The organism is Paenibacillus sp. 2RAB27 (assembly GCF_052115445.1).
Taxonomy (GTDB): domain Bacteria; phylum Bacillota; class Bacilli; order Paenibacillales; family NBRC-103111; genus Paenibacillus_E.
The window spans coordinates 86,510-112,778 of record NZ_JBFRGR010000022.1; the positions used below are offsets into that span (position 1 = coordinate 86,510).

At 42.7% G+C, this 26,269-nt stretch carries 16 protein-coding genes; all 16 read right to left on the reverse strand.

Annotated elements, in window-relative coordinates; translation table 11 throughout:
* Positions 1–32 precede the first annotated feature (32 nt).
* Positions 33–3,056, reverse strand: a complete 3,024-nt coding sequence (locus tag AB4114_RS25035) for an S-layer homology domain-containing protein (protein WP_441990890.1) — start codon at positions 3,054–3,056, stop codon at positions 33–35.
* 337 nt (positions 3,057–3,393) lie between these two features.
* Positions 3,394–6,279, reverse strand: a complete 2,886-nt coding sequence (locus AB4114_RS25040) for an S-layer homology domain-containing protein (RefSeq protein ID WP_441990891.1) — start codon at positions 6,277–6,279, stop codon at positions 3,394–3,396.
* Positions 6,280–6,681: 402 nt separating this feature from the next.
* Positions 6,682–9,570, reverse strand: coding sequence for an S-layer homology domain-containing protein (locus tag AB4114_RS25045; protein WP_441990892.1), 2,889 nt, complete (start codon positions 9,568–9,570; stop codon positions 6,682–6,684).
* A gap of 280 nt (positions 9,571–9,850) precedes the next feature.
* Positions 9,851–13,789, reverse strand: coding sequence for an S-layer homology domain-containing protein (locus AB4114_RS25050; RefSeq protein ID WP_441990893.1), 3,939 nt, complete (start codon positions 13,787–13,789; stop codon positions 9,851–9,853).
* A gap of 263 nt (positions 13,790–14,052) precedes the next feature.
* Positions 14,053–15,162, reverse strand: coding sequence for a glycosyltransferase family 4 protein (locus tag AB4114_RS25055; protein ID WP_441990894.1), 1,110 nt, complete (start codon positions 15,160–15,162; stop codon positions 14,053–14,055).
* Positions 15,163–15,300: 138 nt separating this feature from the next.
* Positions 15,301–16,089, reverse strand: a complete 789-nt coding sequence (locus tag AB4114_RS25060) for a WecB/TagA/CpsF family glycosyltransferase (protein WP_441990911.1) — start codon at positions 16,087–16,089, stop codon at positions 15,301–15,303.
* Between the two features lie 89 nt (positions 16,090–16,178).
* On the reverse strand, positions 16,179–17,306 hold the full coding sequence (gene csaB, locus AB4114_RS25065) for a polysaccharide pyruvyl transferase CsaB (protein ID WP_441990895.1): 1,128 nt from the start codon (positions 17,304–17,306) through the stop codon (positions 16,179–16,181).
* Complete coding sequence (locus AB4114_RS25070) at positions 17,279–19,330, reverse strand: DUF5693 family protein (protein ID WP_441990896.1); 2,052 nt, start codon at positions 19,328–19,330, stop codon at positions 17,279–17,281. The genes csaB and AB4114_RS25070 overlap by 28 nt, the downstream gene beginning before the upstream one ends.
* A gap of 185 nt (positions 19,331–19,515) precedes the next feature.
* The gene (locus tag AB4114_RS25075; protein ID WP_441990897.1) at positions 19,516–21,210 is read right to left on the reverse strand and encodes a phospho-sugar mutase; all 1,695 of its coding nucleotides are present in this window, start codon (positions 21,208–21,210) and stop codon (positions 19,516–19,518) included.
* A gap of 32 nt (positions 21,211–21,242) precedes the next feature.
* The gene (gene fabZ, locus AB4114_RS25080; RefSeq protein ID WP_441990898.1) at positions 21,243–21,671 is read right to left on the reverse strand and encodes a 3-hydroxyacyl-ACP dehydratase FabZ; all 429 of its coding nucleotides are present in this window, start codon (positions 21,669–21,671) and stop codon (positions 21,243–21,245) included.
* Positions 21,672–21,840: 169 nt separating this feature from the next.
* On the reverse strand, positions 21,841–22,359 hold the full coding sequence (locus AB4114_RS25085) for a CDP-alcohol phosphatidyltransferase family protein (protein ID WP_441990899.1): 519 nt from the start codon (positions 22,357–22,359) through the stop codon (positions 21,841–21,843).
* A gap of 206 nt (positions 22,360–22,565) precedes the next feature.
* Positions 22,566–22,784 (reverse strand): DNA-directed RNA polymerase subunit beta, encoded by a 219-nt coding sequence (locus AB4114_RS25090; protein WP_441990900.1) that lies wholly within the window; start codon positions 22,782–22,784, stop codon positions 22,566–22,568.
* Between the two features lie 122 nt (positions 22,785–22,906).
* On the reverse strand, positions 22,907–23,773 hold the full coding sequence (locus AB4114_RS25095; RefSeq protein WP_441990901.1) for a flagellar hook-basal body protein: 867 nt from the start codon (positions 23,771–23,773) through the stop codon (positions 22,907–22,909).
* A 24-nt stretch (positions 23,774–23,797) separates the two neighbouring features.
* Positions 23,798–24,691 (reverse strand): flagellar hook-basal body protein, encoded by an 894-nt coding sequence (locus tag AB4114_RS25100; RefSeq protein ID WP_441990902.1) that lies wholly within the window; start codon positions 24,689–24,691, stop codon positions 23,798–23,800.
* Positions 24,692–24,725: 34 nt separating this feature from the next.
* The gene (locus AB4114_RS25105; RefSeq protein WP_441990903.1) at positions 24,726–25,724 is read right to left on the reverse strand and encodes a rod shape-determining protein; all 999 of its coding nucleotides are present in this window, start codon (positions 25,722–25,724) and stop codon (positions 24,726–24,728) included.
* Between the two features lie 174 nt (positions 25,725–25,898).
* Positions 25,899–26,189 carry a sporulation transcriptional regulator SpoIIID gene (spoIIID, locus tag AB4114_RS25110; RefSeq protein WP_057313422.1) on the reverse strand — a complete coding sequence of 97 codons (291 nt, stop codon included), beginning with the start codon at positions 26,187–26,189 and terminating at the stop codon, positions 25,899–25,901.
* Between the last annotated feature and the right edge of the window lie 80 nt (positions 26,190–26,269).

A 26,269-nucleotide genomic window follows, 5' to 3' on the forward strand; every position in this document is an offset into this window, starting at 1 on the left:
CCGAAGGGTCTCTTTAAACTTAACATTAATTATTATCTTGTTACAAGTGTTGTTGTTGTTTTGCCATTGCTAGAAACTGCTTTGATAACAAATTCGTTAACAACGCCAGTCAAAACTACTTTACCATATGTTGCAGTGTTTGCTGGATCTGTATCAATTTTCGCAGTTCCGCCACCTTGTACGTTAGAGATGATGTACTGAACTCCAAAGAAGTCATTGTATACCTTGATGTTGTTCACATCTGGACTTCCAGTAACATATTTGTACTCAACACCGTAGTTGTCAACAACTTTAGCATTAACCAAATACTCAACATCTTTTGCTGCACTGTAAGTTGCAGTTGCATCAGCTGTTAATGTTGCAACTACAGGTGCATCAGTTTTTACATTTACAGTGTAAGTGAAGTCTTGTGTTTCACCATTAGCCTTGTAAACAACAGCGGTAACAGTAGTTGTACCTACTCTTTGACCAAGCACTTTACCAGCAGCAGTTACAGTAGCAATGTTAGGATCCACCACAAATGCAGTTTTAACTGCTTTCAATGCATCTGGAACTGCTACAGTGTCGCCAGCCTTATCTTTAACAGTAACAGCTACACCTTTAGCAAATTTACTTTGAGCTCCGTCAGCAAAGATGCTTGTGCTTACTTTCGCTTTATCATTTGTTTGAATAGCGAACAAATCGGAAAGCGTGTTAGCTGAGTATGTCAAGTCTTTGTTTTCAATAACTTCAACAGTTCTCTTGAACGGTGTAGAGATTTCAGTCGTACCTTTAGTAATCGTGAATTTAAGAGTTGTTTTACCTACAGTTGAGCCTGCAGTGAACTTAATCTCTTTGTCATTCAGATTATCTTTAAGAACAGAATTAATAGGATTGTCGCCTGTATTTAATGTTGTTGGTGTTACTGTTGCATTAGCGATAGTTACAACAGAGGAAGTACCTTCAACATTTGCTGTTACTGCATAACCACTTGGTACATCTGTCAATGTTTCGCCATATTGGTCTTTAACCAAAACTTTGTAAGTTGTAGTTGCAGTAGGTAGAGCTTTTTTAGCTGGTTCTGTAGTTCCAGAAAGAATTACACTCTCAGGTGTACGTGCAGCCACAACCGTCAATGGTAATTGAGCTTGCGTTTGAATGTTAGCATTGTAGATTGACATGTAGAGGTAAACTACGCCTCTCTCTTTTGCAGTCACATTGTTAATTTTCAATTTACCCTTGTTCTCACCATATTTAACAATACCTTTGGAAGTTACTTCTGAACCAGTATTAACAACAGAGGCACCTGAAACTGTGAAGCTAATGCTGTCGGAATTGTCAACAATATCTTGTGCAGAAAGTTGTTTCCCTTCAGCATCGTAAGCAACGATAGGAATAAACTTATCAGCTGTATCACCGTCTGCAATTGTTCCAGTGAAACTACCAAATTCTAATTTCGTAGGTACACTTGCTGCTTTTAAGGATAGTTTTGCAGTTGCTGAAGCTCCAGTATCATAATAAGTTACAGTATAATCAGCAGTTTTATCAACCTTTTTACCTGTAGCTACTGTAACTTTCACTTTATTATCTTCAACTTTTTTATCTAAGATGTTCATGTCTGTAGGTGTAATAACAGGAGTAATACTAGTTGAAGCATTAGCTACCATTTTGAATCCATATTGGTCATATCTTGTAATATCAAATGTAGCTTGGTCGCCCTCAGCAGATAGAGCAGTTTTACCAGTTGCATAAACTGCATCTTTAAGCTCAACTTTGGATACTAGCTGCGTTGTACCAATTTTAAATGTCTTGGATACGGAAATAGCAGATTGATTCAAGCTTACAGTTACTGGGAACACACCAATTTCGGTTGGATATAATCCTGCGTCATGAGTGTCTACTTTCAAATCAAGGTAACCTGTGTCAGCATTACGAGTCAATGTACCAGCAGTTGAAGGGAATACGGAGTAGTTACCACCGTTCAAAGTAGCATTCTCACCATATTGGTTTTCAGCTTTAACTGAAAGAACTAGGTTAGCTACTTGTGGAATTTTATCACTAGCGTTTACGAAGCTAAGTTTAGTAACTTTTTCGTTCTCAGCTGTGAATGTAGCTGTTGTTTTGTCAACATTAGCTGCATCAAGACCGGAAAGCGTAGCTGTGTAGCTGCCATCTGTAAGTTTAACGCTAGTCAAAGTCAAAACAACTGATTTTTTGTCATCTGCAAATTTTGCAGTTGTTGCTACTGCCAAGCTACCTTTTGTCAAAGCAACTTTAGCTTTAGTATCATCAACTGGTTTGCTGAAGCTAACTGTTACTTGTTGTACGCCAGTTGGTTTTGCTTCGGAAACGGATACTTTACCTGGGGATACGTATTGAGCTTTCGCTTCGTATGCACCAGTCAAAAGAAGATCGCGAGTTGCGTTGGATGTACCACCGAATTTACCGTCTGCTCCATTGGAGAGAAGTTTCAATTCAAGTGCAAGTGCTACATAACCTTGTGCCCAATCAGTTACTGTTGCATCAGTACCTGTTTTGCCTTTAGCATCAGCATCTTTACCAAGAACGCGAACCAAGAAAGTAGCAAGTTGTTCTTTTGTTACTTTACCAGCTGGGTTGTAAGTGCCTTCACCGTAACCATCAGTGATACCATTAGCTTTTAAAGCTTCGATGAAAGGAAGTGCGTAGCCGTTAGCTGCGTCATCCGCTTTAACATCGGAGAAGCTGGAAGTTTTAAGATCTTTATTAACTTCGATACCAGTGATCAAAGCTGCAACTTTCGCGAATTGAGCACGGTTCATTTCTTCTTTCAAACCGAAAGTTGTGTCGCTCACGCCATCAAAAATACCAGCGCTGATAAGAGCGTCAAACTTTGCTTTTGTAGCTGCGTCAAGATCTTTAAGATCTGTGAAATCAGCGGATGTTTTACCAAATGCTACGGAAGAAAACATGGATAATGCCATTGCTGCTGTTAGAACTACGGATAAACTTTTTTTCATAACCTTTTTTTCTCCTCCTTGAATATCTGTATAATTTTTTTCTTTAAAACCATTATTATTTGAGCTCGATGTACTCATTTTTGGTTCACCTCCTTTCCAGAGTTAGAGCATAAAGTATAACTAAGTTCATTAGTAGCTCTATTGGCTACTTTAGAAACTAGTAATTTCACGATAATATCCATTCATACCAATTCACATTATACAATGGTCGAATAGCTCCGTAAAGTTTTTTTTATTTTTGATCACTTCATTTTGTTTTCAAAGTATTAAACGCATATAATCTTAAAAAGTTGCGTTTACCTATAAAAAAATAAAAAATAATTTTTGAATCGCTTGAACTTATAAAAATAATTAAAAACAAAAAGGAGTCATCCTTGGGAAATTCCCAAAGATGACTCCTTTTTTATTAAATTTATTAGTTCGAAACTACAGTGCTTGTTGTTTTACCGTTAGATGCAATTGTTTTTACAACAAATTCATTAACAGTTCCACTAATTGTTATTTTATCAGTGCTCGGGTTGTATACTACAGTTCCGCCACCTTGAACATCAGAGATAATATATTGTACCCCTAAGAAATCTTGGTATGCTTTGACTTCATTTACGCCACCATCTGTATATTTGTACTCTGTGCCATAGTTATCAACAGCTTTTACATTCAACATTTGAGCTACATCCTTAGTTGAACTGTATGTTGCACTTGCATCTGCAGTCAGTGTTGCAACTGTTGGCGCGTCTGCTTTTACATTTACTGTGTAAGTGAAGTCTTCCGTTTCGCCATTCGCTTTATACACCACAGCAGTAACTGTCGCAGTACCTACACGTTGACCTAATACTTTACCATCCGTCGTTACTGTAGCGATATTAGAATCAGTTGTATAAGCTGTTTTCACTGCTTTAAGATCACTTGGTACAGCAACTGTGTTACCTGATTTATCCGTTACTGTAACCCCTAATGTTTTTGCAAATTTACTCACTGAACCATTTGCAAAATCGCCTGTTTTTGCTAGTTCATTTGTTGTAATTGCAAATACATCTGAAACTGCTTTTGCTTTATACACTAGATCTGAGTTTTCTACAACCTCTACAGTTCTTTTCAAAGCTGGCGCTACTTCTTGCCCACCTTTTGTAAGTGCTACTTTAACTGTTGTTTTACCCAGGGAAGCTGCCGTGAAAGTAATCTCTTTATCATTAAGCTTTCCTTTTAGATCGGTTTTGAAGTTATCTCCAGTAGCTTGCGCTGCGGAATCTACAGTAACACCTGCAGTTGTTCCTTCTACATTTACATTCACTTCGTATCCTGTAGGGACTGTATCAAGCGTTTCGCCATATTGGTCTTTTACAAGAACTTTAAATGTTGTTGTAGCATTTACCAATGCTTTTGTCGTTGGCTCATCACCTGATAGCAATACACTCTCTGGTGTGCGAGCTGCAACCACAGTCAACGGAAGTTGTGCTTGTGTCTGTACGTTAGCATTGTAGATGGACATGTATAGGTATACAACGCCTCTCTCTTTTGCTTGGATCGAGCTTAGTTTTAGTTTACCTTTGTTTTCACCATATTTTACAATACCATTCGAAGTTACATCTGTCCCTGTAGCTACTGTTGCACCAGAAACTGTGAAGTTAATGCTACCTGCATTGTCAACAATATCTTGTGTGGATAGAGCATTGCCTTCCGTATCATAAGCTACGATTGGAATGTATTTTGCACTAGTATCACCATCAGCAACAACTCCGTTATAAGTGCCGAATTCTAGTTTAGTTGGTACAGCACCAGCTTTTAGAGATACTGTAGCCGTCGCAGAAGCTCCGCCTTCGTAGTAAGTTACTGTGTAATCACTCGTTTTATCAACCTTTTTACCAGTTGCTACTGTAACTACCACTTTGTTATCTTCAACTTTTTTATCTAGAATATTCATGTCAGTAGGTGTAATAACAGGCATAATTGATGCAGCAGCATCAGCTACTACTTTATAACCGTATTGATCATATCTTGTGATGTCATATGTTACTTTATCGCCTTCACTTGATAGTGCCGTTTTACCATTTTCATAAGTCGCAGTTCCTAGTTCAACTTTAGAAACGCGTTGTTCAGTCCCAATTTTAAATGTTTTGGATACTGATACAGCCGACTGATTCAAGCTAACCGTGATTGGTAGTACACCAATTTCAGTAGGATATCTGGATGTGTCGCTCGTATCTACTTTAAGCTCGAGGTAGCCATTATCTGCATTACGGGTAATTGAACCTGTGTAACCGAATACCGAGTAGTTTCCACCATTTAATGTTGCATTTTCACCATATTGGTTCTCAGCTTTAAGTTGAATGACGAAATCCTTTACTTGCGGAACCACATCACTTACATTTACAAAGCTTAGTTTTGATACTTTTTCATTCTCAGCTGTAAATGTTGCCGTAGCTTTAGCTACACTAGCTGCATCAAGGCCGGAAAGTGTTGCTGTATATTCGCCTTCTGATACTTTAACATCAGTCAAAGTTAGCACAACTGATTTCTTATCATCTGCAAACTTAGCAGTTGTTGCAACGTTAGTTGTACCTTTAGTCAAAGCAACTGTTGCTTTCGTCGTATCAACTGGTTTATTGAACGTTACTGTTACTTGTTGAATACCAGTAGCTTTCGCTTCCGTTAAAGAAACTTGACCAGCTGGTACATATTGTTGTTTTGCTTCGTATGCGCCAGTTACAAGAAGATCACGAGTTGCATTCGTGATACCACCGAACGTTCCATCTGCATTATTGGAAAGAACTTTCAATGCAAGTGCTTCAGCTACATAACCTTGTGCCCATCCAGAAACTGTCGCATCTGTACCAGTCGAAGCTTTTGCTTCTGCGTCTTTACCAAGAACACGTACCAAGAAAGTAGCTAGTTGTTCTTTTGTTACTTTACCAGCCGGGTTGTATTGACCTTCTGCATAACCATCCGTTACATTAGCTGTTTTCAAAGCTTCGATGTAAGGAAGTGCATAACCATTAGCCGCGTCGGTTACACTAACATCAGTAAAGCTTGAAGTTGTAAGATCTTTATTTACATCAAGACCCATAATCAGAGCTGCTACTTTAGCGAATTGAGCGCGATTCATTTCTTCTTTCAAGCCAAAAGTCGTGTCGCTCACGCCGTCAAAGATACCAGCAGAGATCATAGCATCAAATTTCGTTTGTGTTGCTGCATCAAGATCTTTCAAGTCAGTGAAGTCGGCAGATGTTTTACCAAAAGCGACAGCCGAGAACATGGAAAAAGCCATTGCGGAAGTAAGAACTACGGATAATGTTTTCTTCATAAAGGGTATTTCCTCCTAATATTTAAAGTTTTTGTTATAAAACTTATAACTAAATTGATGTAACACTTTCTATTAACATTGCAATATCACTCGTATATAATTTCGTATATCATCTTTTGTTGCAAATTGAGTATACGATAATATATGCGATATTTCATTGCTAAGTATTTTCCAAACATGGCCGTCACCGTTTGCCACATCCCGACTACTTAATTAAATTGTAATCAATAATTGTAAAAAAAATTTGAATGGAAGCTTAATAGAACTTAAAAGTTACCTGAAAGAATGCTGAATGTATAGTTAACCGCTCTCAGCCAAATCCCAACTTTTCAATCGCCAAATACTTATTAAAATCCAAAAGGAGACCATGAGGTCTCCTTTTGGGTAAGCATTATTTTTTTATTACTTCGTCACCAAAGTAGTTGTTGTTTTACCGTTAGATGCGATTGTTTTTACAACAAACTCATTAACTGTTCCGCTTGTAGTGATTTTGTCAGTGCTTGGATCGTATTGTACAGTACCTCCACCTTGAACGTCAGAGATAATGTATTGAACTCCCAAGAACTCTTTGTACTTACTAACTTCGTTCACGTTAGTGTCTGTATTGAATTTATACTCTGTGCCATAGTTATCAACAGCTTTTACATTCAACATTTGAGCAACAGTTTTAGAAGCGCTGTATGTTGCATTAGCATCTGCAGTTAGAGTTGCCACTGTAGGAGCATCTGCTTTTACATTCACTGTGTATGTGAAGTCTTGTGTTTCACCATTTGCCTTCAATACCACAGCTGTAATTGTAGCTGTACCTACACGTTGACCTAATACTTTACCATCAGTTGTTACTGTAGCAATATTGGAATCGGAAGTATAAGCTGTTTTTACCGCTTTAAGAGTACTAGGCACTGCAACTGCATTACCTGATTTGTCTGTCACAGTAACATCTACAGCTTTCGCAAATTTACTTACTGCTCCATTTGCAAAATCACCTGTTTTTGCTACTTCATTAGTTGTAATTGCAAATACGTCAGAAATTGCTTTCGCTTTGTATGTTAGATCTGTGTTATCTACAACTTCTACAGTTCTTTTCAAAGCTGGGGCTACTTCTTGTCCACCTTTTGTAAGTGCAACTTTAACTGTTGTTTTACCCAGGGAAGCTGCTGTGAACTTAATCTCTTTGTCATTAAGCTTTCCTTTTAGATCAGTCTTGAAGTTATCTCCAGCAGCTTGAGCTGCGGAATCTACAGTTACAGCAGAGGATGCTCCGTCTACATTTACATTTACTTCGTATCCTGTAGGAACTGCATCAAGTATTTCACCATATTGGTCTTTTACAAGAACTTTAAACGTTGTTGTAGCATCTACCAATGCTTTTGTCGTTGGCTCACTACCTGATAGTACTACGCTCTCTGGTGTACGTGCTGCAACTACAGTCAATGGAAGTTGGGCTTGTGTTTGTACGTTAGCATTGTAGATGGACATGTATAGGTATACAACGCCTCTCTCTTTTGCTTGAATGGAGCTTAGTTTTAACTTACCTTTGTTTTCGCCGTATTTTACAATACCATTCGAAGTTACATCCGTACCCGTTGCTACTGTTGCACCAGAAATCGTGAAGTTAATGCTATCTGCATTGTCAACAATGTTTTGTGCGGATAGTGCTTTACCATCAGCATCATATGCAGTAATTGGAATGTATTTCGCATTTGTGTCGCCTTCAGCAACCACTCCATTATAAGTACCGAATTCTAGTTTAGTTGGTACAGAACCAGCTTTTAGTGATACTTTTGCTGTCGCAGAAGCTCCACCTTCGTAGTAAGTTACTGTGTAATCGCTCGTTTTATCTACCTTTTTACCAGCCGCTACTGTAACTACTACTTTGTTATCTTCAACTTTTTTATCCAAAATATTCATGTCAGTAGGTGTAATAACAGGCGTAATTGATGCAGCAGCATCCGCTACTACTTTGTAACCGTATTGATCATATCTTGTGATGTCATAAGTTACTTTATCGCCTTCACTTGACAGAGCCGTTTTACCGTTCTCGTAAGTTGCAGTTCCTAGCTCAACTTTGGAAACACGTTGTTCAGTACCAATTTTGAACGTTTTGGATACTGTTACAGCTGACTGATTCAAGCTAACTGTGATTGATAATACACCAATTTCCGTAGGATATTTGGATGTGTCGCTCGTATCTACTTTAAGCTCAAGGTAACCATTATCTGCGTTACGGGTAATTGTGCCTGTGTAACCGAATACTGAGTAGTTACCACCATTTAATGTAGCATTTTCACCATATTGATTCTCAGCTTTAAGTTGGATAATGAAATCTTTTACTTGTGGAACTACATCACTTGCATTTACAAAACTTAATTTTGATACTTTTTCATTTTCAGCTGTAAATGTCGCTGTTGCTTTAGCTATATTAGCTGCATCTAAACCGGAAAGAGTTGCTGTGTAGTTACCCTCTGTTACTTTAACGTTAGTCAAAGTTAAAACAACTGATTTCTTATCGTCTGCAAACTTAGCAGTTGTTGCAACGTTAGTTGTACCTTTTGTCAAAGCAACAGTTGCTTTCGTTGTATCAACTGGTTTGTTAAACGTTACTGTTACTTGTTGTACGCCAGTAGCTTTTGCTTCAGTCAATGAAACTTGACCAGCTGGTACGTACTGTTGTTTTGCTTCGTATGCGCCAGTTACAAGAAGATCACGAGTTGCATTTGTGATACCACCAAAAGTACCGTCTGCGTTGTTAGTAAGAACTTTCAATGCAAGTGCTTCAGCTACATAACCTTGTGCCCAACCAGAAACAGTTTTGTCTGTACCAGTTAATGCTTTAGCTTCTGCGTCTTTACCAAGTACACGAACCAAGAAAGTAGCTAGTTGTTCTTTTGTTACTTTACCAGCCGGATTGTATTGACCTTCTGCATAACCATCTGTTACGTTAGCAGTTTTCAAAGCTTCGATGTAAGGAAGTGCATAACCATTCGCTGGGTCGGTTACACTAACGTCAGTGAAGCTTGATGTTTTAAGATCTTTATTTACTTCAAGACCCATGATCAAAGCTGCTACTTTAGCGAATTGTGCGCGGTTCATTTCTTCTTTCAAACCAAATGTTGTGTCGCTTACGCCATCAAAGATTTCAGCGGAGATCATCGCGTCAAACTTTGCTTTTGTTGCTGCGTCAAGGTCTTTCAAATCCGTGAAATCTGCAGATGTTTTACCAAATGCTACGGACGAAAACATGGAAAGAGCCATTGCGGACGTAAGAACTACGGATAGAGTTTTCTTCATAAAGGGTATTTCCTCCTAATATTTTAAAGTTTTTTTGTTATAAAAACTTATAACCAACGGGGCGACTTTTGAATCTACCTACTCAGCGATCTCTGATTCTCTTTCGTGTAGCTTCGCGTCTATCACCTCGTCTACAAACTTAGTATACGACACTCTATACTACATTTCATTGATAAGTATTTTCCAAATAAGTCTCTCACGACATTCTATGGTCGCATCAAAAACAGCCCCATCGCCATTAGGTGACGGGGCTGTTTTTTTAGTTCTTATCTACTCTTGCTTATGGAACCATCTTTTGTTGCTTCATAACACGATAAGAAATAATCGACGCTTGGGCGCGCGTTAACAGTTCGGTTGGATCGAAGCGAACGGTTGATTTTGTTTGCCCCACCAGCAAGGTATTCTCGATGCCCTCAATTAATCCAGCCTTAGAAACAGCTTCAACAGCCGGCCTGGAGTAGGACTCGATATTGTCGGCGTCCGTAAATGTCTTCTGCAACGTCGTCAATGATTTCTTAAGGTCTGTGTTCAATTTCATTTCAGCGGCTCTAGCAATCATGACAGCGGCGTCCTGACGCGTTATGGATCCACTAGGGTTGAATCTATTACTTGCCTGACCACGAATAATACCTGCTCTTGCCGCGGTCTCAATGTACTTATAATCATAAAGCATGCCGATGGCATTATCGATTTTCAATACGTCTGAGAACGTTGAGCTGCCACTATAGTTCATAGGAAGCTTAAAGACCTTCACTAAGATTTGAGCAAACTCACCACGTGTAATGTAGTCATTTGGTCCAAATGAGAATGTTGTTTTGGCTCTCATAACCCCTTTAGAGTAGAGAGTTTCCAATTCCGTTCTCGCAAACGAATGACCAGTCATATCATCAAAGCTGCGATCCATGTACATAACTTGATAGTAACCAAACTTTCGGAATGGCACTGTTATCGTGTTATTCTTGTTATCTACTACACCACCAAGGTTCTTCCAACCATAATCTGTCGTGTTCGCGTAATTGGCATAAATGTCATAGAAGAATACAGTAATATACTTACCTGCATCTTGACGGATAGCTGGATCGAACTGCAACAGTAATGATCCTTCTTGGGAAGGCACAACGAGTTCATCGTTAAGGCGATTGAAATAAGGACGGCCTAAAGTTGTAGCATCATAGGGATCCAAACCAGTTCCATTAAGACCTTTGCTCAAATCGTCTGCTGTCGTTGTCGTTGTACTTGGCGCAGGAATGTAGCCCGCATCCATGTAGTACAGATTACTAGCTGCATGGAACGTATCTTCTGGCACCTTAACGCTAATCTTAGATTTAAAATAACCGTTCGCTACCGGATACAGGGTCTTATCCATTCTTCCATCATCCGTGTCCGCTATACCAAATAAGATTTTACGATTCGTTGAAATGTACTGATTGTTATTGCTATCTGGAACATTTCTCATTAATTTAGTGTCTTTAGGGAAGGATAATTGAACCCCTCCATTAAAAATCTTGAATTTAGTATTCATTAACTGTAATGTTTGCATTCCTTGCACATTCGTATTGGTATTGAAGAGAACGAAACTACCATTCACCTTGGCACCCTTACGCGTAATCGTAAACTTGATCGCATTCGCACCAGGTTTTAACCCTGTCACTTGATACAAATACTGATCCACGGAATTTACCGTACGTTTCGTTGCTTCATCTTTTCCAAACACGACGCTGTCCGCATTCTCTGCTTCAAGGATAATATTATAGAAGTCACTATTAATATTGGATTGCAGTTCTCCTTTTGGATTTTTAATCAGGAGAGGCTGAACAACTGTATAAGGGACATTTTGTCTAGTAATCGTTATAGATCTGGTTGATGTGATGTTGGAATTGTTCGTAATTCTAAATTCAAATACAACGTCAGAGTCATCTAATAACTTGAATGCATTCGTCGTAAAGGTTTGTACAGGAAGTGTATTGGATACGCCTGAGAAGAAATCTGTTCCCAAGGATGTAACTATCCTCGAATTAGGTGTTTGGTCAATAACAGTGATCGTATCTTTAATCGTTTGCTGATACACCAAGGCATCACCCTTGGCATCCTTCGTATGCACAACTAGTGTCAGTGCTTTAATTGGCGAAGCCGCTCCATTCGTATCAAGACTCGTAAATATACCGCTAAAGGATACGGTACGCTGCGTTGTTGTATAGGTGTCTGCATCCGAACCTGCGACATATTGGGTACCTGCACCGATTGCACCATTTTCTACTGGTTTAATCAAGGTGAATTGCGGCGCATCAGTTGAAAACAAATAGATGTCATAGGATTGCTCTGTAATGAAGACATTGTTGACGTAAATTTTGAATTTTAACGTGTTTTTCCCTTCGACCAAAACCTTGGAAATATCCGAATTAAACAGGTTTAAAGGCAAGGTAAAGGCATTGGTTCCTGGCGCAAATATGGTGTCGATTGTTTGAGAGTCCAATGTATACAAGCTCTCATTCATAAACACTTCTACTTTATTCCCTGGTACGGCTGGAGCCACAACAGGATCTTGATAAAAGTTCACTAAACGACCTGAAATACAAGCCTCTGTCGTTCCGCAAGTCAAATTCTTGATATTTCTGATGGACATGCTATTCGAAATATTATTGATGATAACATAAGGTGCATTGCTAATGGTTAGCTTGTAGTCCGTCGTACTATATTTCACATCATTAACATCATAAAGCTCGATGCTCAGCTTCTTGTTACCGTCGCTAATCCCTTGCAGCGTTATATCAAACTTCTTCAGACCAGTTGTTCCATAAACAGTGCCCTGCACATCATTACTATCCGGATAATCAACACCATCAAGCTTGACTCTAATATGATCAGTTATAGTATTGGTGTAAATATGAATTAGCCCTGGCAGCTCATTCACTAAATTGTCATCCGTTAAGCTTAGTTCATTCTCTATCGTTCCGTTGGTAAGTGTTGTCTTATCAATATAAGGTTTAGCTGGATCTACATATTTGAACTTATATTCTGTCGTTACTGGTATTAGACTATTCGAGATATCGCGAAATGTAAACGTAAGTCGTTGTTCATTAAGCGCATAACCCGTAAGGGTAGGGATTTCTACCGATACACTCTTAACTGCATACTCCTGACTACGTGTTAGAGAGGAGCTAACCGAAGAGTACGTTGAGCCGGTAACAGAGCCGGGTGCAGCCAATACATCACCAACTGCTCCTAAATCAATAATACCAACGGAAGCATCATTTATCGCAACATCGACATAACGATATTTCAAAGATGTACCTGTAGCATCAAAGTCACTTTTAACATTCGCTGTAAAAGTAAGCGCACTGGTTTGAAACGTCGGGATGTTGATTAAATCTTTCGAAGTTTCAGGATGCCCTGTAGCTAAGACTTTACCATTAAAAGCAAATGGCTGACCATTGTCGTACCATAGTTTTTTGACGACTTGATACTTGTTCGTGTCATTGCTTGCTGTGAAGTTAATAATATTATCCCCTGCGGTCAAACAGAAGCTTGTCACTGAAGAGCAAGTGGAAGACGACTTATTCTTATCATCCCCTGTGAAATAGAAATAACCATCATTACTTTTGAACCCCAGCTTAGGCAGACTATCCCCTGAAAGAGTAGCTTGAACTGCGCTAGCATTGGAGGCTTTGGTTTTAATTTGAATACCTGTTGTGCCTGCTTTCAGCGGGCCGCGGTCGACTGGATAGATCTTACCATCGTCAAGCTGCTCATTATTAACGGTAATGTTAGATAAATTCGTCGTTGGGGCATAGTAGAGCCAGCCTGGCGCAGACGCGATAGCGCTCGATTCTCCTAGATATACAACAACTTTATTCAAACCTTCCGATAACTGAATGTTATCGAATTTAACTAGATTGGATCCAGCAATTTGAGCCTTATTATTCTTCTCTGTTACAACAGCACCAGAGTTAATATTCGTGATCTCAAAATAGATGGATGGAATCTGTGAATCCGTTAAATTCGTTGTTTCTACATTTAAAACAAAGGGCAGTTGAGTAATCCGTGTTACCAAGTTGTTATCCGTAGGCCGTGCTGTAGATGTGCCGGCATTATCGGTTTCCGTGTATAAGTTTTTGATAACTAGCGTTGAAGCTGCACTCGCTGTCATCGCAGGCATTAAACTAATCATCAATGATAGGATCAACAGTATGCTTGCTAGTTTGGTCTGTAATCGTTTCAAAGCAATTTCCTCCTTATGTTATCTAAATGTTATTAGCTGTTTATGTATGGGGCAGGTGTATCACTTTCACTTATCACTTACTAAATTCGACAATCCCTCCTATATCCTTCTACCATTCTACATGATTAGACGTGGCTGAACGCCAAAAGTTGTTGTACATTACTTATCGGTAGATCGCCTTGAAATGTTTAGAGAAAGAACGTTTTTCCTTATAAATACAAAAAATCCAGCCCTGAAGGCTGGATTGCATAATTCCTATAAAGTTATTTACCTACACGATCGCTCTGTACCTGTTTACCAACTAATCTTTGCAGGAAGTTGATCACAGGCTTGCGGCTTTTGCTAATAATACCGATAGCTTCTGCCCCAACAAGCATTACGAGGAACAAGGCGACTATAATCATAATCAATCCCCACGTAGAGTCTTGGGAAATAAATACCGAGCAGACCACCGCGCTACCACCGAAAATAGCAGCAATTCCATAGATGATCAGAACGCTTGTACGATGACTGAAGCCCATTTGCAATAGGCAGTGATGCAAGTGGCTTTTGTCCGGAGCCGAGATTGGCAGTTTATTCACATAACGGCGAAGCATGGCGAAGAAAGTATCGGATAATGGCACGCCTAAAATCATAATCGGGATTAATAGTGAAACAACAGCAGCTTGCTTAAAGCCGAGAATCGAAAGTGTCGCAAGGGCGAAGCCCAGGAACAAGGCGCCGGAATCGCCCATGAAGATTTTGGCCGGATGGAAGTTAAAGAACATAAAGCCTGAAATACTTCCTAGCAAAATCACACAAAGTAAAATAACTGTTACATTATTCATCATCAGGGCAAGAATGAGAATGGTTGTTGTCGCGATACCTGATACCCCTGCTGACAGGCCATCTAGACCGTCAATCAAGTTAATCGCATTGGATACACCAACAATCCACAATATTGTAATCGGGATACTCAACCAGCCAATCGGCAAGTTCGTTTCGCCAAACGGAATATTAACCAAGTCTATTTTGAGTCCAAATGAAACAACGATACAGGCAGCAATAAGCTGTCCTAAAAGCTTCCATTTGGGGGATAATTGAAAACGATCATCCAGAGCGCCTGTGACAACAATCACAAAGCCTCCGAGCAGAAGTCCAAAAGCAGCATCTGAGTTCACAGCATCAAGTGCTGGAGAGACGACGAAATAAGCTCCCACGAACGCGAGGAATATCGCTAATCCTCCTAAACGCGGCATAATTCGCGTATGAACCTTCCGATGGTTCGGGGCATCAACAGCTCCTACCCAGAAGGCAAATTTTTTGACCAGGGGTGTCAGCAACAACGCCATAACGCACGCAGCAATAAACCCTATCGCATATAATCCATACATGTCTTCTTCACAGCTCCTCTTGTCATGGGTGGCAGGCTGATGACCGCCGAAATGAATTATACTCCCATTCCGTCACAAATACTACTGCTAAATTCATCTGAAATGACCGTTTTCAGCCAATTTTCAAAGATATTTTCATTATTTTGTGACGTTCTCTTTGTCGCGCATCACTTTCACTGCGAATTTCGGTAATAGAAGCATTCTCTTATAGCGCCACGGCTCCTGAAGAAGGCGGTAGAACCATTCAAGACGTAGTTTTTGAAAAAATTTAGGTGCTCGCTTTAGCTTGCCCGAAAGCACATCAAAACTTCCGCCGACTCCCATCATTACGGGTACACCCAGTTGTTCTTTGTATTTCCCGATCCATGGCTCTTGGTTCGCTGCCGCTCTACCTACGAGAAGCAGATCTGGTTCAGCATCTCTAATGGCTTGGATCACTTGCGCGTCCTCGGCATCACCGAAATAGCCATCCCTTACTCCGACCAAGTTTACCTTCGGATAAGTCGTGCGAATCTTCTCAGCCGCGGCTTGAATAACTTCATTAGAAGCACCTAAAAGATAGACCTTCCATGCCTTCTTCTCCCCAACCTTCATGAGTTCGTGAATTAAATCGTAGCCAGGCACTCTTTCTGCGACAGGTTGACCGACGTGATTAGCGGCCCAAACAACGCCTGTTCCATCTGGAACGATCAACTCTGCGCGCTGCATCATTTTTAGGTAAGAAGGATCTTCTTGCGCAGCCATCACCATAATGGGATTAGCCGTGATCACCTGATGCGGCTGTTTGTACTCAATGACCTTCGTTAAGTAGTCGACGGTTTGTTTCATACTCATTTTGGAGATAGGTACACCGTAAATTCGCACTTTCGGTATGGCTTGCAAGGATGCCAGTGCTGCTGGCTGATTGGTAACAGAAGTCGAGCTCATCATATCTCTTCCTTATTATTGACGTTGTAGGTTGCTATTTGGTTGCTATTTGGTTGCTATTTGGTTGAATGTGGATGAAAATCTATTTGCTATTTCCTTTTGTAAAAGGAAATGATCCGCTGCGCAGGCAGCTGCGCTTGCGCCTTCAGCTGCTCGATGGCGGCGCGGCTCGACGCCGCCCACTGCTCGCGAGCATCGAGGAGGCCCAGCGCCTCCTGCGTAAAAGTAGAAGCATCGAAGCGAGCTGTCGATGCGGCGGCTTTCATACCAAGCCTATGGAGGAACTGGTCGATCTTCGGATCGTACGAGATCCCCACCATAGGCACGAACTGCGAGGCTGCATAGATCAAAGAATGCAGCCTCATCCCGATCAGCAGGTCGCACGCCGCGACCTGCGCGAGCATATCCTGCGGATGCGTGATGCCACGCACCATCTCCGCCCTGTTCTTGTGATCGCCCAAGCGGTCGATCACGAACTGCGACGCCACCTCATCCGAGGGGAGGTGGAAGGGCAAGAACCGCAGCAGCACGTCCGTGCGTGCTGCGAGCAGCTCTTGCAGGGACCGCGCGAGAGCTTCCAGCTCGGTGCGGTCCTCGTTCCAGAAGCGGACGGACACACCGATCGTCCGCACCGCCCCCACAGACGCGCCGCCGTCCAGCGCGGCATCCACACATTCCCGGAGGGGCAAGCCCATCACCGGATCGGGCACGACCGTGATGCGCTCCCGTGGGAGACGCATCCGACCTAATAAGTCCGCGGACTCTGTATCGCGGACCGATACGAAGGCGCAGCGCTTGAACACGCTGCGGATCCAGCCGTAAAACATCGGCCGGCTTACCGGCCCGATGCCTTGGGAATAAATAAACGTTGGCTTCCCGAGCCATTGCGCAATTTTCAGAACAGCCAAGTAATACGGAATCGTCTTCGAGCTAGTGGCATCTTGCAATAAGCTGCCCCCACCGCTAATTAACCCATCCGATTCGCGCAAAGCTCGCAATAGTGAGCCTAGCTTCATGCGATGATAAGCCTTCACGCCATACATCTCTGTCGTTTTCGCTGGATTGGCTGAAAGCACGATAGGTTCAATCTGAATGCCCTGCTCTTGACCTTGCTCCTGCAAAGCGAACAAAATCGACTGCAGTACAGCCTCGTCCCCGCTATTATCGAAACCGTAGTAGCCGGATAACGCTATTTTGACAATTGGGGCTGTACCCATCGTTTCCAACTCCTTGTGAGTATTTCCCATGCTGCAATGAAAACTAACCCGATGATTGCACCTAGCACAAGTCCGTAGAAAATACGGATTAAGGAAATGTGCAGCGGTGTGTGCAGGTGAGCAAACGTATCCACTAAGGAAAGTTGACCAACGACACCGATGAACAGCAAGTACACAGCATGGCGATAGCGGACCGACAAATACGCACCAAGCAAGAAAATCGGATGAGCCACTAAGAACTCTTTGGTTCGCGGACGTACGCCTAATGTATTTTCTAAGAAGGAACGGAATAGTTTTTCAATAGTGGAAGCTTGTCCTTCATTGCCTGTACGAGACAAGTAGTAATACACTGCGGCCAAACCTACACCTGCGATGACGATCCACAACACACTTATATACGAAGAAAGTATGCGACGAACGTTCGCGATTTTTTCCTTATACGTATTATTCTCACTAAAGAACAAGAGATACAACCCAGTAATGGCAATCGGTAGGAGATGCAGCATGCCAACACCTCTAAACTGCTGCAACACCAGGGAGTACGTGACATGATTCAGCAGCGCTACTTCATACACCATACCGAGCAGTGAGATTAGCGATGTTCGAAGCAGCATCCATAGCCCAAACGCAAGTCCTGATTTCCACTTCGCTGCAACACCTGATCGCACTGATCGGATGGCCAGCATAACCGCAACGCTAGGTGCACTAATCGCTGTCGCCAACGCAAGTCCTTGCGCGTACAAATTCGCCGAAAGCGTGTGTAGAGCAACTAAACCAAGCAAGCCCACAACGAAGAAAACAATCGTCAATTCAGGCAAGAAGAACGAAATCATCCATACGATCAAGCTTAGTCCGCCTAACAGTAAGAAGAATCGAGCAATCTTCTGCCAACCTGTTGTATGTACATCGAATGCCTCAGCTGGTCCTAATGTAAAGCCTACTTCTTGGATACGAGGAATCGCACCTTCTTTACCCTGTAAGGCTGCATAATAGGACGAAAGCGGGTCAACAATCTTGCCTTTATCTAAGCTTTTCACCGGTCTAGCATTCAGAAATACCATGCGGATATTACGATCCTTCACAGCCAATACAAGCCGATCTGACACACCTTGCACACGATCTGCAAGCTCCGCTTTTTTCAGCGGCTCTGTCAGTCTCTCGCCATCTTTCTCTGTAAAAGAGTGCAGACGCACAACGTTATAATTCGTTTGCTTAGCTAATGTACTGAATCCTTTTTGCGGCTCCTTCAATAACTCAATTGCTGCGAGTCCGATGCCGTACTTATTAAGCAGATCAGCCATTTTATTCAAATTCACTTCTGTATCTTCTTCGGTATACCCAGGGACTTCATTCCMATCCACGATGATGCGTTTGACACCAAGATCATGGAACTGCTTGAGCATAGCATCCATCTCATTGGTGTGAAACGGTCTGCGATTCGCTAACCGTACGACGATTTGGAATCCTTGCTCTTTCAGCATTTGTAACGTGATCGGATCGGGGTCCATCGCCTTAATAGAAGCATCATCCGTGCTCATCTGAATGATGAGACCATTACGGTTTTTGAAGCTCCACGGCTTTACGCCTACATTCAAATCCGCAAAGGTTTTCTGGATAAGCGGCTCTAGCTTCTGTTGCGTTTGGTTATCTGCGAACAGAATATACGTATAGTTCTCGCTAGGATTACCAAGTGTTTGCGTCAGCATAGCCGCGTCACGAGAGTTGTACATCTCAATGCGACGGCTCTCCTTGAACTCACCCAGCGTACTTTCGTAAACAGCCATAGAACTTATACCCGCGGCTTTCATGTTCTTTAGCTCTGTGTTCACAAAGTTCTGTGGATTGGTCTGCACATCAGCAATATCCAATAAATCACGATAGTCGAACACGAATTCAACTTGATTCGCCGACGTTTCGGTTTGGTGACGTGTATAGGCCAGCGGCAAGGAACACAGCATCCCCAAAATCACGATCCACCACAAAATATTTCTTAACGGGTTATTCCAGGTTTGATACAAATTCACTAGTTCGTCCACTCCTTAGAGCATCTACTTTTTTAAATACTTTCCAATCCCGTATACATTTGAAAACCTCTCCGCCCCCAAACGCGGGGAATACGCCCACTACATGGTAGATTACATATCCAGCCATGTATTAGACGAGCTATCCCTCACTTAGGTTCTGAAGAGGTTTTGTACACCTATTTGTACTATTCGTCTACACGATTAAGTACGTATTTAATAATGCCATCTAGCTGCTGTGCAGCCTCAGGTCCTGTTGCTCCTTGGACAGCAAAATAAAATTTAATTTTCGGCTCTGTGCCGGATGGACGTAAACAGAACCAAGAACCGTCCTCTAGCTTGAACTTAAGAACGTTCTCCCGAGGTAAGCCATTAATCCCTTGTGCATAGTCCTCAACCGCGATTACACGTGTACCGCTGATCTCAGTTGGCGGATTCGTTCTCCAAGCTTCCACCATGCGGCCAATTTGTTCCACGCCGTCTTTCCCTTTAAGGGTTCTTGATTCCAGTTTTTCCAAAAAGTAACCAAAGGATTCGTACAGCTCTTGCAGCACCTCATACAGGGTCTTGCCTTGCTTCTTATAGTAAGCCGCAGCTTCCGCGATTAACATAGCTGCGATGACTGCATCTTTATCCCTTGCATAATCGCCAGCCAAGTAACCATAGCTCTCTTCATAGCCAAACAGGTAGGTATGTTCACCCGTTTTCTCGAATTGCGACATTTTTTCACCGATATACTTAAAGCCCGTTAAGGTATTCAGTGTTGGAATTCCATAGTGATTCGCGATAACTGCGCCCATCTCACTCGTTACGATCGTTTTGATCACAACACCGTTAGCTGGAAGTGTTCCACGTTCTTTCATACTCGACAATAGATAGTTCACAATAATCGCACCGGATTGATTACCCGAAAGCACGACATATTCACCCTTTGGATCTTTCACGACAGCACCCATACGGTCAGCATCCGGATCGGTTCCGATAATAATATCGGCATTCCATTCCTTCGCTTGTGCAATCGCTAGTGTGAACGCTTCACGCTCTTCTGGGTTCGGCGATTTGACGGTTGAGAACTGTGCATCCGGCAGTTCTTGTTCAGCAACAACACGCACTTGTTCAAAGCCAACGTCCTTCAGAACTTCGCGTACCGGTATATTCCCTGCACCATGCAGCGGTGTAAAAATCACACGGAAATCATCGCTGATTTCCTTAATGACGTCTGGATTTTGACTCACGGCCGTAACCGCCTGTATGTAAGCCTGATCAACATCATCGCCTAACCAAGCAAGAAGTCCTTGCGCTTCCGCTTCCTGCTGAGACAACTTCTTCACTTTATCAAAGGTGTTGATGCTCTGTACTTGCTCAATCACTTGCTCTGCAAACTCAGGAACCAATTGCCCACCGTCTGCACCGTACACTTTATATCCATTATATTCTGGTGGATTGTGGCTCGCTGTAACAACCACACCCGCTGTCGCGCCTAGGTATCTCACGGCAAAAGAAAGCTGAGGTGTCGCATGCAGCGTCTGGAACAGATAGGCTTTAATCCCATTACCCGCAAAAACAAGCGCGGATTCCAATGCGAACTCAGGTGACATGTGGCGGGAATCATAGGCTAGAACGATAGCCGGATTAGCCGCGCCTGTTCCGTTTACATATTGTGCTAAGCCTTGGCTAGCACGACCAACGGTGTATACATTGATACGATTGGTACCCGCGCCAATGACCCCACGGAGACCGCCTGTCCCAAATTCAAGATCTTTATAAAAGCGATCCTCGATTTCTCTTTCATCTTCCCGAATAGCTTGAAGTTCTTGCTTCGTTTGCTCATCGACAGCTGGATCTTGGAGCCATAATTGATACTCTGTTTGCACACGCGTCATCGTCGTAGGTTCATCTCCTTTATATGTATGGGCTATTTATTAGCAAGGGCGAACATAAGCTCACCTTCGACTACCACTTTGTCGCCAACTTTAGCCACAGCTTGACCTTTCACAATGGTGCCTTTTACCCGTGTGATGGTCATTTCTAAGGTAAGTGTATCTCCTGGTACAACTTGCTGACGCCAGCGAATGCCATCTGCACCTGCGAATAGGCCGATTTTGCCTTTATACTCAGGCATGGACAATACAGCTACAGCACCAACTTGTGCTAATGCTTCAACAATCAAAACCCCCGGCATAACTGGATAGCCAGGAAAATGCCCTGCGAAGTAAGGTTCATTGATCGTAACATTTTTAATTCCTACTGCTCTAACCCCTTCTTCTACCTCCAAAATACGGTCAACCAGAAGGAAAGGCGGGCGATGAGGAATGATCTCTTGAATTTGATTGATATCTAGCATCTTGCGTTCGTGCTCCTTTCGAATACCTGTATAAAATACAAGGGAATTACTTACACTATGGAGGTCCCTTCATATCCTGCAGAAGTGAAGGTTCATATAAGGGGAGCTTATGTAACGGTCTGTATGACAGACCCCTACATAGGCTCTTTTTTCATTTAGCCTATAACCATTATTTCGCTCGAGCTCCACGATTCAATAGAAGGAACTGGAAAATATAAATGAATGACGTTAAAAATGAGACCCCGATCACATACCACAAATAGGTGATGGCAAAGTCGAATTCAAACACAATAAAGAGGATGGCGAAATAGTAGAGTACCGTCGTTAGCTTCCCCATAACGTTCGCTGGAACGGTCAATTTGCCTCTGAAATGAAAGAAGGCGGAGCCTATAATCATGCCTACGTCACGGATGAACATGGCCACTGCTGCCTGCCAAGGAATCATCTCTGAGATGAGAAGGGAGAGGATGACCGCAATCATCATGCACTTGTCGGCAAGCGGATCTAACATAACACCCATCGGGGTGACCAGCTTGCGCGTTCTAGCGATATAGCCATCTAGAATATCCGTTAATCCAGCTACAAGTAGAATGATGAAGGAGGTTCGGATGTAGCCATTGAAAAAAAGCACGAGGTACACGGGGATTAGTACAAACCTGCTGATCGTGAGCATGTTCGGTATATTCAAGGTACTCCTCCTGCGCCTAAGTATCCGATCCGAAACTTCAATATTTGGTAGATAAAGTCTTTCTTCATTATACAACTGCTCTTACACAAAATAAACCACTAACCCGTCCTCCTTGGACGGATGGGTTTATCTAGAAATATAGCTCACTTATGAAGTGAAACTAATAATGTCTATATTTAAAATAAAACTCCCATACGGGAGTTCGATTAATTCGCAAAAACGAGATCGTATAAATGCCGCCATGTGCTAATATGTAAGATTTCTGATGAAGGTTGATTTCCGAGCTTCGTGTAGCCTACCCATAAACCAACATAGATCGCTACAACGGCTAGCACGGGAATACGTACAATTTTGAAAATAAGCCATAGGATCTTCTGCCATCTCGGCCTTGGCTTCTTCTTGACTGGAGCTGGCTTGTCTGCCATCGAGCCTATCCCTACCTTTCAACAAATATAAGAAAGTATAAGTTTCACTTTATACGATGCTTATATTTCTCCATAAACACTGTGATACGTCCTTAAAGGACATAATAGCCGTTTATTTTGGATCAAGCACGTAAATTGTTAGCCATATTCATCATCTGATCAGAGGATGTGATGGCACGGGAATTCAGCTGCAATGCGCGTTGGACAATAACTAGGTCCGTCATTTCATCCGAGAGTGTCACATTCGATTGTTCCAGAAAGCCCTGCATTAAGCTAACGCGAGTCGCTTCTGTTGCAGCCACACCGTTCACATCTTGCAAGATATTCGCTTTCTCAGCCGCAGTAATCCCCGTTGGAAGTGTGTATAAATTATCCCCCACATCTTGAAGAAGTTGCGGTCGTACGACACGCACCAGCTTGATTTGACCTAATATTACGGGTGCAGCAGCTGGATCCTGTTCATTGTAGCCTTTGATCGTACCGTCTTTCTCAACGACTGGTCGAGTCCCTGATGGTACGTTAATCGGGCTTCCATCGATATCTGAGATATAATGGCCCTCTTTCGTCGTAAGCACCGTTCCGCCTTGTCCGTCCGGCGTTAAGCTGAATGCTCCGTTACGCGTCCAAGCCGGCTGAAATACTTGATTACCATTATCGTCCACTTTGCTGACAGCTACTTCAAACAAGCCATCGCCTTGAATGGCGAAGTCCGTTGTATTGCCAGTTGGCTGAATCGGCCCTTGCGCCAAATTCGTCTGAATTTGCACAAGCCTTGAGCCCCAGCCTTGGTTAAAACCGAGCGGCGAGAAGCGACCTTGCTGACGGAACCCTTCAGGTTGTGCTTGTACATTGGTCAACACATCCTCGAAAGAGGCTTCCTTCTTCTTAAAGCCGTTTGTATTCACATTTGCTATATTATTGGAGAGAATATCCAGCTTTTGCTGTAAGCTGTGCATGGATACCGATGAGTTGATCATGGAATTGTTCATGGCTGGCTCCTTCGCAAGCTAGATTTAGACGCGTCCTACTTCATTTGCTGCTTTGTCCATACTTTTATCATACGATTGGATTACTTTCTGATTCGCCTCATAGGCGCGCAGCGCCGACATCATATCCACCATGGATTGCGCGGAATCCACGTTCGATCGCTCGATAAAGCCTTGGCGCACTTCAACTTGGTCGCCTGGCGCTACTTGCGAGATCGTCGCTTCATCTCCTGGATTAATACGCAACAACCCATTCCCCTCGCGGAGCAATAGATTCGGATTCTCTGCACGTGAAAGCATCAAACCAATCGGAGCACCTGCCCCATCAAGAATCGGGCGTCCGTCGCTATCCATGAACTCGCCCTTAGCCGTTACTTTGAAATTGGAGATCGGCTGCCCGGCTCCATCCAACAAAACTAAGGGTTGTCCATCTCGGCCCAATACTTGTTCGCCATTGGCATTAATAAGCTGACCTGCTGCATCGACAGTGAACTTCCCGTTTAAAGAGTACCGTTGCTCGCCATTCGGGTTTAAGACGGTAAATAGTGCTTGCGGTTGGAACGTTCGCTCCCCTTCTGCATTTACGTATTTACCCGTTGCATCAAATGCAATTCCCGGTAGTTGAATGTTGGAAACCAATGCGAAATCGAAGGGATTCTGCGTTTCCTGCAGATCACCTTGGGTGTGAACGGAGATACTCTCCTCTGAGAACACACCTAAGCTCATCCTCCCAAGCGGTGCTGGAGAGGCACCTTGTCCACCGCGAATCGTAGAGATCAGCATTTCTGGAAACGAACGCGACAAGGCATTACCCTGTTTAAAGCCTGGGGAATTCAAGTTAGCAATATTATTCGTTATGGTATCGTGTCTGCGTTGCTCAGAAATCATCCCTGCCGCCGCGGTATACAGTCCTCTTAACATCTAGTCACCTCTTAGATAGGTTGTTATTTCATCATTAAAATTTACGTTTGGTTACTTTATCTAAATTATCCAACATAATGCCTGTGCCTTTAACCACACAAGACATTGGTTCTTCAGCGATAAGTACAGGTACTTTCAACTCATCCGCAAGCAGTTGATCAAGACCATGCAACAATGCGCCGCCGCCTGTCAGAATTACGCCACGGTCAATAATGTCTGCAGACAACTCAGGAGGTGTCCGCTCAAGTACGCTCTTCGCCGCTGTGACGATGGAGTAAACTGGATCCCATAACGCTTCCTGTACCTCACTGGAGTGAATTGTAATCGTCAATGGAAGTCCAGAAACCATATCTCTTCCGCGAATATCCATCTCTTGATCACGCCCATGTGGATATACCGTTCCAATTTTCAACTTAATATCTTCGCTTGTCCGTTCACCGATCAACAGCTTGTACTTATTTTTGATATACTTCGTGATCGCGATATCGAACTTGTCGCCCGCGATCTTGATGGAAGAGGAGGTGACGATGTCGCCCATGGATAACACGGCAACATCCGTCGTCCCTCCGCCAATATCAACAACCATGTTACCGCTAGGTTGGAAGATGTCCATACCAGCGCCAATTGCCGCCGCCTTCGGTTCTTCTTCCATGAATACCTCTCGGGCACCGCTACGCTCAGCTGCTTCACGAATCGCTTTCTGCTCAACTGAGGTAATGTTGGTAGGGGCGCAGATCAGTATTCTCGGATGAGAATACCAATTCTTGCCCCCAATTTTGGCAATGAAATGCTTCAACATCATTTCCGTAATATCAAAATCCGCGATAACACCATCCTTAAGAGGACGAATCGCAATAATGTTACCAGGTGTTCTACCTACCATGCGGAAGGCTTCTTCTCCAACAGCCAACACACGTTTCGTATCACTTTCAATCGCAACTACGGATGGCTCATCAAGCACAACTCCGCGACCTTTTACATGAATAAGCACATTTGCCGTGCCGAGATCTATTCCAATATCCTTGCTGAACATTTCTAATTAATCCTCCCTAAACCTACCGTCCATCCCGTGAAGAATCGGCGCTCTGATATACAGTTCTAATTATAAGCTAAATTCGCTATAAATGCATGTTTTCCTCTTTTTCCGTGAAATTTCGACACGCCCAGTTAAAGGAAACACAGGAAACATCTCGGGATGAAGGGTATCTTAGGACTTAACCGTAACCAAGACCTCGGAAAGCTTAGGATTACGGGTCTTACGATACTTAATTTTCGTCGCTTCTCCTCCCCTAAGGTGCCGAATTGACTTGTGATACTCCAAAATGTGCTTCACCTGATTGGCCAGGTCCGGGTTGATTTCCGGTAGTCTTTCCGTCAAATCCTTATGCACTGTGCTTTTGGAAACGCCGAATTCCTTAGCAATGGTGCGAACCGTATTCTTGGTCTCGACGATACAGGTACCAATCTTAATGGTTCGCTCTTTGATGTAATCGTGCACTCCCCTCGCCTCCCTACTCGAGATAGTTTGGTAAAGTATATGAGGGGCATGACTAGATATTCTACGTAACCAAGCCTGAC

Bases quoted from the DNA above. Each gene is read 5' to 3' on its own strand.
- AB4114_RS25060 (WP_441990911.1), bottom strand. From the start codon at position 16,089: ATGAGCTCGACTTCTGTTACCAATCAGCCAGCAGCACTGGCATCCTTG.
- AB4114_RS25055 (WP_441990894.1), bottom strand. From the start codon at position 15,162: ATGTATGGATTATATGCGATAGGGTTTATTGCTGCGTGCGTTATGGCG.
- AB4114_RS25075 (WP_441990897.1), bottom strand. From the start codon at position 21,210: ATGACGCGTGTGCAAACAGAGTATCAATTATGGCTCCAAGATCCAGCT.
- AB4114_RS25040 (WP_441990891.1), bottom strand. From the start codon at position 6,279: ATGAAGAAAACATTATCCGTAGTTCTTACTTCCGCAATGGCTTTTTCC.
- AB4114_RS25090 (WP_441990900.1), bottom strand. From the start codon at position 22,784: ATGGCAGACAAGCCAGCTCCAGTCAAGAAGAAGCCAAGGCCGAGATGG.
- csaB (WP_441990895.1), bottom strand. From the start codon at position 17,306: ATGGGTACAGCCCCAATTGTCAAAATAGCGTTATCCGGCTACTACGGT.
- fabZ (WP_441990898.1), bottom strand. From the start codon at position 21,671: ATGCTAGATATCAATCAAATTCAAGAGATCATTCCTCATCGCCCGCCT.
- AB4114_RS25095 (WP_441990901.1), bottom strand. From the start codon at position 23,773: ATGAACAATTCCATGATCAACTCATCGGTATCCATGCACAGCTTACAG.
- AB4114_RS25035 (WP_441990890.1), bottom strand. From the start codon at position 3,056: ATGAGTACATCGAGCTCAAATAATAATGGTTTTAAAGAAAAAAATTAT.
- AB4114_RS25045 (WP_441990892.1), bottom strand. From the start codon at position 9,570: ATGAAGAAAACTCTATCCGTAGTTCTTACGTCCGCAATGGCTCTTTCC.
- AB4114_RS25100 (WP_441990902.1), bottom strand. From the start codon at position 24,691: ATGTTAAGAGGACTGTATACCGCGGCGGCAGGGATGATTTCTGAGCAA.
- AB4114_RS25105 (WP_441990903.1), bottom strand. From the start codon at position 25,724: ATGTTCAGCAAGGATATTGGAATAGATCTCGGCACGGCAAATGTGCTT.